The 12915-nt window shown below is 34.4% G+C and carries 13 protein-coding genes; 1 reads left to right on the forward strand and 12 read right to left on the reverse strand.

Going from position 1 to position 12915, the window contains the following annotated elements; genetic code table 11:
- Positions 1 to 8: 8 nt before the first annotated feature.
- The 10 genes from MKX45_RS00505 to MKX45_RS00550 form a co-directional block, all read right to left on the reverse strand.
- Entirely contained in the window at positions 9 to 1313 is a 1305-nt protein-coding gene (locus tag MKX45_RS00505; protein ID WP_340816706.1) for an MATE family efflux transporter, read from the reverse strand.
- Positions 1310 to 2800: a threonine synthase gene (gene thrC / locus MKX45_RS00510; RefSeq protein ID WP_057720542.1), complete on the reverse strand. Its 1491-nt coding sequence runs from the start codon at positions 2798 to 2800 to the stop codon at positions 1310 to 1312. The genes MKX45_RS00505 and thrC overlap by 4 nt, the downstream gene beginning before the upstream one ends.
- A 100-nt stretch (positions 2801 to 2900) precedes the next feature.
- Positions 2901 to 3458 (reverse strand): transcription termination/antitermination protein NusG, encoded by a 558-nt coding sequence (nusG, locus tag MKX45_RS00515; RefSeq protein WP_003129977.1) that lies wholly within the window; start codon positions 3456 to 3458, stop codon positions 2901 to 2903.
- Positions 3459 to 3654: 196 nt separating this feature from the next.
- Complete coding sequence (gene secE / locus MKX45_RS00520) at positions 3655 to 3849, reverse strand: preprotein translocase subunit SecE (protein WP_003129978.1); 195 nt, start codon at positions 3847 to 3849, stop codon at positions 3655 to 3657.
- A gap of 110 nt (positions 3850 to 3959) precedes the next feature.
- The gene (rpmG, locus tag MKX45_RS00525; protein ID WP_010906305.1) at positions 3960 to 4109 is read right to left on the reverse strand and encodes a 50S ribosomal protein L33; all 150 of its coding nucleotides are present in this window, start codon (positions 4107 to 4109) and stop codon (positions 3960 to 3962) included.
- 40 nt (positions 4110 to 4149) lie between these two features.
- Entirely contained in the window at positions 4150 to 5967 is a 1818-nt protein-coding gene (locus MKX45_RS00530; protein WP_128267866.1) for an acyltransferase family protein, read from the reverse strand.
- A gap of 101 nt (positions 5968 to 6068) precedes the next feature.
- Positions 6069 to 8300: a PBP1A family penicillin-binding protein gene (locus MKX45_RS00535; RefSeq protein WP_340816707.1), complete on the reverse strand. Its 2232-nt coding sequence runs from the start codon at positions 8298 to 8300 to the stop codon at positions 6069 to 6071.
- 308 nt (positions 8301 to 8608) lie between these two features.
- Positions 8609 to 9244: a DUF421 domain-containing protein gene (locus tag MKX45_RS00540; protein ID WP_340816708.1), complete on the reverse strand. Its 636-nt coding sequence runs from the start codon at positions 9242 to 9244 to the stop codon at positions 8609 to 8611.
- Positions 9245 to 9260: 16 nt separating this feature from the next.
- A complete protein-coding gene (locus tag MKX45_RS00545; RefSeq protein WP_010906308.1) occupies positions 9261 to 9692 on the reverse strand; it encodes a DUF3290 domain-containing protein in 432 nt (143 codons plus the stop codon).
- Between the two features lie 113 nt (positions 9693 to 9805).
- Positions 9806 to 10183 (reverse strand): pyridoxamine 5'-phosphate oxidase family protein, encoded by a 378-nt coding sequence (locus MKX45_RS00550; protein WP_057720546.1) that lies wholly within the window; start codon positions 10181 to 10183, stop codon positions 9806 to 9808.
- 204 nt (positions 10184 to 10387) lie between these two features.
- Between MKX45_RS00550 and MKX45_RS00555 the strand changes: the two genes are divergently transcribed.
- Positions 10388 to 11254, forward strand: a complete 867-nt coding sequence (locus tag MKX45_RS00555; protein WP_057720547.1) for an RluA family pseudouridine synthase — start codon at positions 10388 to 10390, stop codon at positions 11252 to 11254.
- A 37-nt stretch (positions 11255 to 11291) separates the two neighbouring features.
- Here the strand turns inward: MKX45_RS00555 and MKX45_RS00560 are convergent, their stop codons facing one another.
- Both MKX45_RS00560 and MKX45_RS00565 read right to left on the reverse strand, forming a co-directional pair.
- Positions 11292 to 12101, reverse strand: a complete 810-nt coding sequence (locus MKX45_RS00560; RefSeq protein WP_340816709.1) for a metal ABC transporter permease — start codon at positions 12099 to 12101, stop codon at positions 11292 to 11294.
- Positions 12094 to 12831: a metal ABC transporter ATP-binding protein gene (locus MKX45_RS00565; RefSeq protein WP_015427159.1), complete on the reverse strand. Its 738-nt coding sequence runs from the start codon at positions 12829 to 12831 to the stop codon at positions 12094 to 12096. The genes MKX45_RS00560 and MKX45_RS00565 overlap by 8 nt, the downstream gene beginning before the upstream one ends.
- Between the last annotated feature and the right edge of the window lie 84 nt (positions 12832 to 12915).

Here is a 12915-nt window from a genome sequence, read left to right on the forward strand (position 1 = left end):
AAAAGCTGTCAGTATTTTTTTTTTAAAATTTTGCTTGTGAGGCTTCGATTAAACTTGATTTTGAGAAAAATAAATCTAAAGAGATTATCAAGTAAAACTGCTAACCAAACTCCCTCTAGCCCTAATTTTAATCCTAAGGCTAAAAATGCTCCTAAAAGCAAGCGAATGCCAAACATCCCTAGCGTTGTGGCATAAAAAGGAAGTTTTGTGTTTCCTATTCCCTGAAAAGCTGCTGTATAAGTTGTTGCTCCTGTGACGAAAAAAGTCGCTAAAAATGAAAACAAAATAACAGTGGTACTTGCATTCATGGCAATTCTGTCGGTAGTGAAAAATTGATTTAGAATATTGGCTGTCAGTAAAAGGGCCAAACCAATCACAAACATCATAATCGTCGCTAACCAGTAGGTCTTTTTGATATAAGCTTTAACATTTTCAATACTATTTTCAGCTGCTGCTTGTGCTACCAAAATCACTGTTACGGTGGCCATTCCGAAAACGGGCATATAATTAAATTGTGTAATGCTTTCACCAATTGCATTTCCTGCAAATACACGTTCGCCTAATCTGACAATAATCATCATGATGAGCAAATCGCCCAAACGCATTGACAAACGCTCTCCAGTTGCTGGTAAACTTAATTTAATCAATTGATGGTCCAATTTTTCTTTATAAAATTGAAAATCGGGTCGCTTATCTTTTAACTTATAATAGAGGAAAAGCACCCCAATAAATCTAGCAATAACCGCTCCAAGTGCTGTTCCCAACACTCCTAAATGGAAAACAAAAATAAAGACAACTGACAGTATCAAATTTAGAAGACTGGCAAAAAAACTTGCCCACATCGGTGTCTTGGTATTTCCATCAGCCCGTAGAAAGGCTCCAAAAGTCGTCATTAAAGCCAAAAGGACAATCAAGCCACCTACTAAACTAAGATAAATAATGGAAAGCTCTAAAACCCGCTGACGAGCACCAAGTAAATAGAGAATAGGTCGTGCTCCCACAACTGAAACAATCCCCAAGGCAAGACCAATTAAAAAAGTCAGTTTGGTAGCAGAATTAATTAATCTTTTTGGATTTTCCTCTACCTTCTTTGCAATAAGCACTTTGGCAAATAAACTTGAAACAATTGTTCCCAAAGCGATAAAAATCGCCTGATAGACCGTGATGAGATTATTAGCCAAAGAAACAGCTGCTACGGCAGAAAGACTAAGGTGAGCGACAATCATTGTGTCACTCACCCCTACAAGCATTTGTAAGAAATTTTCAATAATCGCCGGAAATACGAATTTTAATATTTCTCTATTTGTTTTCATTTTAAGCCAAGATATTTTTCTACTTCTTTTTGCATTTCAGCGGCTGGAATAACGGTATGATGTAGAACTTCTGCTTCTTCAAGTCCGATGACTGCTTTTGGTAATGGAATCCCACTCAATTTTTCAAGTGATTTAACAGCAGCAAAATCGTCTCTATTTACTGACAGCTTTGTTTTATCATCTTCAAGCCCCTCTAAAACAACTTTTGGAAACTTATAAGGACTTGCCGTGCTGACCACAACTGTTTTTTCTTTGGGTTGAATTTGATGATAGACATAATTTGCTACTGCTGTATGAGGGTCCAGAACATATTTTTCATTTTCAAAAGTTTCTTGAATTTCTTTTGAAATTTCATCTTCTGATGCCCAGTCGGCCACAAATCCCTGAAGTTTAGTAATCATTTCTTTAGAAATTTGATAATGTCCTTCTACTGATAAGGCTGTCAGTAAATCTGAAGTTACTTTATCATTTTCGTCAGTTAATTCAAAAATTAAACGTTCAAGATTTGAAGAGACCAAAATATCCATTGAAGGTGAACTTGTCACATAAAACTCACGATTTTTATCATAAAGTCCTGTTTTGAAAAAGTCTGTCAGCACATTATTTTTATTTGAAGCGCAGATGAGCTGATGAACGGGCAAGCCCAATTTTTTAGCATAATAAGCCGCTAAGATATTTCCAAAATTCCCTGTTGGAACTGAAAAATTAATTTCTTCTCCGTCAGTAATTTGACCAGTTTTGACAAGTTGTGCGTAAGCATAAATATAATAAGCAACTTGTGGAATCAAACGTCCAATATTCATTGAATTTGCTGACGAAAATTGTTTATTATTTTTCAAAAGTTGATCATGTAAAACTTTGTTATTAAACATTTCTTTTACTGCGGTTTGAGCTTGGTCAAAGTTTCCATCAATTCCAACAACATGAACATTTTCCCCTTTTTGAGTCAGCATTTGTTGCTCTTGAATATGGCTGACACCACCTTTGGGATAAAAAACAATAATTTTTGTTTGGGGCACATCAGCAAAACCGGCCATTGCGGCTTTTCCTGTATCCCCAGAAGTTGCAGTCAAGATAACAATTTCATTAGTCACACCATTTTTCTTAGCCGCTTGGGTCATTAAATGAGGTAAGATAGAGAGTGCCATGTCTTTAAAAGCAATCGTTTCACCATGAAAAAGTTCAAGAATATAGTGATTCCCAAGTCTTTTAAGCGGTGCAATTTCCGGACTATCGAATTTTTCTCCGTATGCTTTTGTCACCATTGATTTAACTTCGTCAGCAGAAAAATCATCAAAAAATGCTTTCAAAACAAGTTCAGCAATTTCTTGATAAGAAGCGTTTTTTAATTTTTCAAAGTCTAAATCAACTTTTGGAAAGTCAACGGGAACAAAAAGTCCACCATCTTCTGCCAAACCTTGTAAAATAGCTTGTGACGCTGTTTTTTTATTTGATTTATCACGTGTTGACTGATAAAAAGTTACCATGATATTTATTCCCCAATCACATTTTTTATAATTATAACAAATATTCTGTAAACTCGCAAAAAGCCACGAATTCTCGTGGCTTTTTTATTATAATACTTAATTAGGCTTGAATATCTTCAATTTGGTGCATGTCCAATTCAACTGGAGTTGCACGACCAAACATATCAACAGTCAGAGTCAATTTGTCGCCATTGATTTCTGTGATTGGAGCTTCAAATCCTGAAAAGGCACCGTCAACAATACGAACACGTTTTCCAACAAAAACATCAAAGTCAATTTCACGAACAACTTTACCCATGCCAACCAAAATATCTTGAATTTCTTGTTCAAAAAGTGGTGTAGGTTTTGATCTATTCCCGTGTGAACCAACGAATCCAGTAACATTTGGTGTATTACGGACAATAAACCATGCTTCATCAGTCATATTCATTTCAACCAAAACATAACCTGGGAATAAGTTTTCTTCAACTTCTTTCATTTTGCCATTAACTTCTGTACGAATTGTCTCAGTTGGAATTTCGACACGCAAAATTTTGTCAGCCATGTTATAAAGTTCAGCACGCTCAAGCAAATCTTCTTTAACTTTACGTTCATAACCTGCATAGGTTTGAATAACGAACCAACCTTGGTCAAAACTTACTAAATTATTATCTTCCATTTGAAATACCTCTGTATTTATTTTTTACTTAATCAGTTAAAATCCCAGCTGACAGAAATTCTGTCAGTAATTTGGGTACAAGAAAAAGGGCCAAGCCCTTATCAGATAATATTATTATATCATATTTATCTTGAATTAAAAGGACTTTTACTAAAATTAGAAAAGAAAAATCTGTCAAAACTGACAGATTTATAGATTATTTAAGAAATGGGATTAAATGGTTAACACTAAATGTAATTCCATGTTGAGTTACCCAATCGAAAATTATGATGAACACCAAGAAGAAAGCTGTATATTCAATGACCATAAAAAAATCACGAACAGATTGTTTTCTGCTTGGCCAAGTGGTTAATTTCATTTCTTCAATAATGCTACCAATAAATTTAAACATAATCTTTTCCTATCACTGCCACAAATTTACTGACAGAGTCCATTTCTTATAAAAGTTTACTGACAGAATGCCAGTTCGACGTGTTTAAACCCTATTAAAGTAAATACGATTTAACGCGTTTCTTTGTGTAATGTGTGTTTGCCACAAGTACGACAAAACTTTTTAACTTCAACTCGTTTTTCTTTCGCAACTGACGAAAGATTGAGTGTATAATTTCGTGAACCACATATGGTGCACGCTAATCCAGCTTTTCTTAACATATTATCTCTTATTCTATCAAAAATTATTTAGAAGCGCAAACTATTTTTCCATATTGGTCAGACTATTAGCTACTAAAGCGGCGTATTTTTCGGCCCCTGTTCCTTTAGGATGAATATTATCACTGTAGAACCATGAACTTTGACCAGATGCTTTTTTATTCCAATCAATAATTTTCAAATTTTTATATTTCTTTGCCATTTTCGTCAGCAAATTATTATTAGGTTTTGCCCAAACACGGTCTGCGTGAACATTCAACCAATAAACAGGTTTATCTCCAGCAACTTTCATCGCTGCGTCAATTTCTGCTTCTTTAATTGTTCCGTTTGTTCCTAGACCAATTAAGTAAGCATCAGGATTAGGCATTTTTGATTTAGCATTCGTTAAGTCTGTCGCCAGTGACTCTGCTTGTCTTCCAACTGCTGCATCAATATACATATGTGGAAAAACTTCTTGAAGATTTGTAGAAGCAGCAACCATAACCGAATCTCCAAGGGCTAGAACATTCATTTGAGAAGCTTTTTCAGCAACTACAGGTTGAACCTTATACTTTTCTGCTACCGCCTTTAAGGACATCGGCACTTTGTTGTTTGCCTCAGCCAATTGTTTCTTTTGTAGTGCAACCTGTTGGGCCATTATTTTTTCTTCAATCACTCGTTGGTCATGGGGTGAAGGCGGTGAAAAAATAATGAAACCTAAACCTATCAGAGCAAGCCCTGAAAGGAGCATCGGTAAAATATTCTTTTTAAGTTTCCAACCTTTTTCTCGAACAAAATTTTGAAGGATTCCTAAAATATTACTATAATCAAAGCGCTGCGTTGGCAGCTCAATCAAACGATATGAAAGTTCCGTCAGAATAAGAATGAGCGCCAATTGCCAAATTAAATTATACCAAGCGGTAGGAGCAAGTACCTTAGCTTCAGCGAAAGCAAAAACAGGAAGTTGCCACAAGTAAATTCCGTAAGAACGTGAACCAATATATTCAAAAACAGGATTTGAAAATAGCTTGTTAGTCGGAAGACTTGGATGTGCCACCAAAGCAACCATTATCACACTGGCCAAACTTGCTAGCCACATTCCGCCATAATAAGTAAATGTCCCTTGAGCAGGCATAAAGATATAAGCAAGCAGCAAAAGCAAAGATAATCCAATAGTCAACTGCCAAGCAATTTTAACCGCTCGTTTATTAACCTTATGTGAAAGTTTATTCAAAGGCCAAATGAAAGCAAGACTAGCCCCCATTATCAAGCTAAAGAAACGCGTATCCGTACCATAATAAACCCGCGTTGGGTCTGCCCCAGGAACGAAAAGAATTGCCATCCAAATTGCCGAAATCAAGGCCAAAACATTAGCAATGACAAAAATCCGACCTCTTTTTTTAACAAATTTTAGCAAAACAATCAACAGCAAAGGCCAAAGGATGAAAAATTGCCCCTCGATTGATAAATAATAAATATGTTTGAAAGGTGAAGCACCCGCAATATCAGCAAAATATGAACTTCCTTGCGAAATCTGCCACCAGTTCTGAACCGAAAATACAGCAGAAAGGAAATTAGAACGTAATCCCGCCCACAAATTAGGTTGAAAAATGATGATATAAGGTGTCACAAGAAGAAAAATTGCAACTAGTAATGGATAGAGACGCTTTAATCTTCTTCCCCAAAACTTCCAAATATTAATCTTCTTATTTTTTTCATACTCGCGAAGGAGCGAATCCGTCACCAAATAGCCCGAGAGAACAAAGAATAAAACAACACCAAGAAAACCACCCTGAACATGGTTTGGCCAGAGGTGATATAGAATAACTGTTAAAACACCAATCGTCCGTAATCCATTAAAACCTGTGACGTAACGCTTCATTTTTCTTCTCGATTTCTATCTTTATTCTTTAAAATTTTCTTGTCTTAAAACTACTACGCTTTACCTCTAATTCTACCATATTTCTACCTCTTTTTTCAGTTTTAGTTGCCAAAAATCCCTTTAACTTTATCCCAAGCATTTTTAGCTGCATCTCCAATATCTTTACCTACTTTTCCAAGGTCCAAACCACCAGAATCTGAAGACGATGAAGAGCTAGAACTAGAGCTTTCTGGTGTATTTCCAGTCGTGTGAGCTTCTGCTTGTTCTTGGTCCACAATATCATCTTGATATTGTCTTTGTTGAGTCCAATAAGGTTCTTGTGCGGCAACACCTGCTTCCGCATAAGGATTTTCAACTGTAAATGCCGTTCCTTTAGTATAAGGCAACATATAACTAGCTTCTTGACGGAAAATGACTGAGGTTTGTCCTTCTGATGAACCTGTCAGTTTATATTTCCCATCCGCATAACCAACCCAGAGAGCCATAACCACATCCGGTGTATAACCTACTACCCATTGGTCTTGGTCTTCATTGGTTCCTGTCTTACCAGCAAGTGTATAAGACTTAGGTGAAGCTTTCCAAGCAGAACCATTAGTATAAGTCCCCAGCATCATTTGAGTCATTTTGTCAGCTGTATCTTTACTAATAACCCGTTTTTTGGTTACCTTTGCTGTTTTTACAACTTGTCCTGCAGCATTTTCAATTTTAGTAATCAAATGCGCATCATTCATCACTCCGCCATTTGCGAAAACTTGATAAGCCTGAGCAATTTGCCATGGATTCGTTTCAACTCCAGCTCCGAGTGCCGTCGGTAAAACATCATTTTTACTACTTAAATCTAAACCAAACTCACGCCCTAAAGCATTTCCGACTTTTGGTCCAATCGCTTGATATGTATTAATAGCTGGAATATTATATGAATTTGCTAAAGCAGTATACATTGGGATTTGTCCACGCCATTGATTATCAAAATCGGTTGGTTTCCAGCCATTATAATCTGCTGGTGAATCATCAACCGTTTTATCAATTGACCACCCCGCTTCAATTGCTGGAGCGTAAACAATAAGAGGTTTAATAACTGAACCAGGAGAACGTTTAGACATTGTAGCATAGTTATAATCAGTAAAGCTATTTGAACCTTCTGTATTAACATTTCCGACAAGAGCATTGACAGCTCCCGTTTTAGGGTCAATAGCAACCGAAGCAGATTGGGCATAAGTTCCATCAGATGCTTGTGGGAAGAAACTTGGGTCAGAATAAGTCTTTTGCAAGCCGGATTGCATATTTTGGTCCATGCCCGTATATATCTTGTAACCATTATTCATGATTTCTTGTAATGTCAGACCATACTTGCGTTCCGCTTCAGAAATTACAGCATTATAATAGCTTGGATATTTATATTGACTACTTTTAGATTGATAATTGTCTTGCAATTGAGCTTGTAAGTCAACTTTCATAAAAGTATCTGCCTGTGACTGCTCCAAATAACCAGCATTAACCATATTTTGCAAAACTGTATTACGTCGGTCAGTCGCATATTTTCCTTTTTCGTAAAGAGGATTATAAATTTCTGGCCCTTTTAACATTCCCGCAAGACTTGCTGCTTCATCAACAGTTACTTCGCTTGCTGGAACACCAAAGTATTTCAAAGCTGCATCCTGAATTCCCCAAACACCATTACCAAAGTAAGAATTATTCAGATACATATCAAGAATCTCATCTTTACTATAATGTTTATTGATTTCAAGTGCCAAGAAAAACTCACGCGCTTTACGGTCAATCGTTTGTTCTTGAGTCAAATAAGCATTTTTGGCCAATTGCTGAGTGATTGTTGAACCACCACCAAAACGCCCCAGAGTAACGGCTGCTAGAGCAAAACGTTTCAAATTGACACCATGATTTTTATAGAAAGTTCTATCTTCAGTTGCCACAACAGCATTTGTAATGTTTTTGGAAATTTGGTCAATCTTGACCGGTGTTCCTTTTTGACCATAAAGATTTCCAGCTTCATTATTATCTTTGTCATAAATGACTGTTTGTGCCGAAATAGAACTTTGCAGTACTTTAACATTAGCTGTTTTAGCTAAGTAAAAAAGATATGAACCTGTCGAAACAATGGCTACTAAGACAAAAATAATTGTGATTTTTGTCAGATTATAACATTTCCAGAACCGTTTAATTGGTTTCATGAATTTACCGAACTTCGTTTTAGCCGGTTTTTCTATTTCTTCTTCAAGCTTTTTTTGTTTTTTAGGGCGTAAATTAGGAATTTTTAAACTATTTTTTTTATATTCCTTTTTATTACGCCGACTGAAATTATTATTTTCAGACATATATCGTTCCTCAGATGCTTTTTATTTCTTTACTTACTCAAATGAATACAGCAATACCTTATTTTAATACTTTTCTGCTTTTTTTGCCTTACATCTTTGTAAGGTATTTAGATTTCATTTTTTCAGTTCTGATTATTTTACCAAAAATCCCTTTGGCTTACAATGTAAGTTTGTAAAACGAAAGGGATTTATGTTTTATTATAAAGGTTTCTCTAGATTTTTCAATTGTTTCACTTCTAGCACCAAAATTCTATTTATAATTTAGCTAACTAACTCTAAATTAAAACAAGAGTATTCGCTTTCTAATATTATTTTGTATATCCGTAAAGTTTAAGTTTACCTGATAAGTATTCTCCTAAATATATTTCCTTAATTTGGTTATATCCTTGCAGATTAATTTGTTGTTCAAGCCAATTTTCATCTTTATCAATTAATTCGAGAACATCAAAATTAGCTTGTCCATCAACAATAATTGGATATTTAATATTTTCACCACCAAATTCAATCAATGTCAATTGACCATTTTGTTCTAAAATAGCTCTTTTAACATTATGTATCTCATAGATACCATTGGAACGTAATTTAAACATTAATTCATTAGCAGAGATTCCATTTCTGAGACATTCATTTACTCTCACTTTTCCATCTTGAATAAGAGTCAATGGTTTACCATCAACGATTAATTTTACATAGCGATTGTGCTCCTTTGCAAATTTTAAAATTAATACTAACAGTGTCCATATGATTAGAACCAAGACAAATTGTAAAACCGTAATAGAATCATTATAGATGACTCCACCAATAATTCCCCCTAAAACATAATTTTGAACTTGATCCATTGCTGATGAGGGGGCAAGATTACCTTTCCCCATTAAATTTATTTGAATAATTAAACAAATAATACCTAAAGCAAATTTTAGTATTATTGGGCTGTATAATTGCATTTTAACTCCTAATTTTTTATTTTTCGGGATTAATCAAGTAACTTTTAGTAAGGGTGTATGACTGTTGATCAGCACTAAGGTTAACTTTATAATAATCACCTTTTATCTTTACAATCACACCATCAGCTAATTGCGTGGAATTAACAAAAATATTATTTTTATTCGTTCTTTCGTTTTTAGCGACTCTTTCAATAAATCCAACCATCTGTGAAGATTGAGTATGCTTAGATTGATTAATTTGATAATTTGAATATTGTATACCAATCTCTAAAATAATAAATAATAATAAAATAATACTAAGATCTCTATATTTCGTTTTAATTCTATGCTTAATATATATAGCAAATACAATAACAAGAACTACAAGACTCCCAAAAATAAAGATATATCGAAGATAATCACTAAGTCCAGCTTGCGATTTTAAAAATTCAATATCATAAAATTTCATATTTTTCACCCCTTAATAACTATTATATTAAAAAAATGATTAATAAATCATTTTATAATTATTCAAACCTCATTTAATTTTATAAATAAAACTTCTAAGATGAAATATTATCTTTATAATAGTTGTTCTACTTCCACCGGAGTAAGTTCAAGAACTGATCGCAAAAATGGATACTTTTCTTTCATCATTTCAAATTCTGGACCATTTGAAATAAGTTTTGCTTTAGCACTCACCCTAAAGCCAATCCCTTGATAGCCATTTTTACCTTCGACTTCTCTAACCCCAAGCATCAGATAAATTGTATCATTCACTTTAATATCTTCTTCTAAATAATGCATCCCTGCTGCTGGTGCCAATATTCGTTCATCCCTGGTAAGCTGTAAATAAGAAATCCATGTTCCTGTAACATGAGGACTTTTCTCTGCTCCCCATGAAGTGAGGGAAACTGAACCTTCATATTTTAATGTTTCTTTAAATTTTTTTGTTAGCATTTTTTTCTCTTTCTATAATTCACTCATAATATTTATTATTTTTTACATTTTGAGTTATCTTTATTACGTATTTTTAAGAAGATACTTTGATTATAACAAACCTAGAGTTAATTGAAAAGTAATTCTCTTGATAATCCCGATGCTGTCACCCTTTCAGTTTCTTATATTTTTGGGCCAAATAAAAACTTATAGTATAATGTGAATATGGAATATAACTTCATTTTACCCGAAAATTTTATAGAACAGTCTGTCTCTGATTTACTCGAAAAAACTTGGTTCATTCCTCGTAAACAAAGACACTTTCTAAGAATGAAAAAACATTGCTTAGTCAATAACAAGCTTATTAACGAAAATCAGCTCGTCCATGCTGGAGATAAAATCACTCTTATTTTTGATAATGAGGATTTCTCTAATTTATCTCTAAAATTCGGTTCAGCAAATTTAGCTGACATCCTTTATGAAGACGAACATTTGATTGTTGTTAATAAACCTGAAGGAATGAAGACCCACGGAAATACGGCTGATGAATTAGCCTTACAAAATCATGTTGCAGCGGCAATCAATCAAGAAGTTTTTGTTGTCCATCGCCTGGACCAAGCAACATCTGGTGCTGTTTTATTTGCAAAAAATCAATTTGTTCTCCCTATTCTTGGTAAAATGTTTGAAGAAAATAAAATTCATCGTGAATACTTGGCACTAGTCAAAGGTCATTTCCCAGAAAATCACTTTACCATTGATCGGGCCATTGGTCAAAATCGCCATGATAAAAATAAACGAATCCTTTCCGCAAAGGGTCAAAAAGCAGTGACTCATGTTGAGATTATCAAAAAATTTACTGACAAAACTCTTGTTAAATGTACCTTAGATACTGGAAGAACTCACCAAATACGTGTCCATTTATCTTCATTAAATCATCCTATCATTGGTGATGATTTGTATGGTCAAAAATCACAGGAGAGAATGATGCTTCATGCTGATAAAATTATTATTCCTCATCCATTTGAAAATAATATTTTAGAAATTTCAGCAATTAGTACTAGCTTCCTTGACATTTTTAATAAAACAAAATAAAAAGAAGTGATTTTTACCACTTCTTTTTATTTATTTCTTAGGCTCGAATCAATCGTTTTAAACTTGAAGTTACCAAGAAAAGGACGATGAAAATTAAAGTAATTGCGGCAGATGCTGGAGCATCCATATAGTAAGAGGCAATCAAGCCAGCATTTAAACCAATAAAACTTACAATAACCGAGATAAACAACACAGCTTTAAAAGATTTGCCTAGACGCATCGCAATTGAAGCAGGTAAAACCATAATTGCCGAAACAAGTAAAGCCCCCGCTGCAGGAATCATCAAGGCAATAGCAACCCCCGTGACAATATTAAAAGCAATCGAAATCCATCGAACAGGAAGTCCATCAACAAAAGCTGTATCTTCATCAAAAGTCATCACGTAAAGCGGACGTAAAAAGAGAATAAATCCAAGCAAAACAACTGCTGCTAAAACAAAAAGCATAATCACTTGCGATAAGGAAATTGTGATAATTGAGCCAAATAAATATTGCTCCAAACTAACACTTGTTGCTCCTTTTGAGGAATTCAAAATAAAAAGGGCAATGGCAAGTCCTGCTGACATCAAAATGGCCGTCGCAATTTCCATATAGTTATGATAAATTGTTCTTAAATACTCTAGAAAAACAGCCGCAATTACAACTGTAATTAAAGTTGTAATTGTTGGATTCCAACTTAAGAGAACCCCAAAAGCGACACCGGCTAATGATACATGTGATAATGTATCTGACATTAAACTCTGTCTACGTAGTACAAGAAATACACCAAGCAAAGGAGAAAATATTGAAATAGCGGTTGCTGCTAAAAGAGCATTTCGCATAAAATCATACTGAAATAATTCAAACATCAGCTTCCTCCTTCAATTCTTGTTGGTTTTCTTGAGCTACTCTATCGCGGTCTGTATGCAAATCAAAGCAAGCAAATTTCCCATTTTTATCTTTCAATAAATGGATATTTCGGTCAGCATAATCTTTCACTTCTTCCGGATCATGAGTGACCATTAAAACAGATTTTCCATGTTTATGAGCCGCATGGTGCATCAATTCATAAAAGTCACTACTTGATACATCATCCATTCCTGTTGTTGGCTCATCAAGAATAAATAAGTCAGGATCACTAGCAAACATTCTTGCAATAGCAATTCTTTGCTTTTGCCCTCCAGAAAGTTCACCAATTCGCTTATTTCTGTAGTCCCACATTCCTACTGAGTCAAGGGCTGCCTTAACGTGTTCTGAGTCGTGAGCTGTCATTTTTTTAAACCAACCTTGTCTCGGATAGCGTCCGCTCATAACAAATTCATGAACCGAACTTGGAAAACCAGCATTAAAACTTGCAACTTGCTGAGGAAGATAAGCAATTCTTAATTTTTCTCCTCGGTTATTTTTGGGAGAAATTTTTATTTTACCTTTTTTAGGTTTTAAAATTCCCAAAGTTGTTTTTATAAGAGTTGATTTGGCAGCGCCATTCTCACCTGTTAATGTGACAAATTCACCGGAATCAACATGATAGCTGATATTTTCTAAAACTGGCTCTCTATCATAATAGAAAGTCAAGTTTTCAACATTGATATATCTCATTTTTTCTCTTTATATCTCTAATAGTAATTCTTATTTCGATGTTTTTCTTACTAATCTATTTTTATTTCAAAAACACGAAACTCC

Source organism: Lactococcus sp. FSL W8-0209, assembly GCF_038006585.1.
Lineage (GTDB): Bacteria > Bacillota > Bacilli > Lactobacillales > Streptococcaceae > Lactococcus > Lactococcus lactis.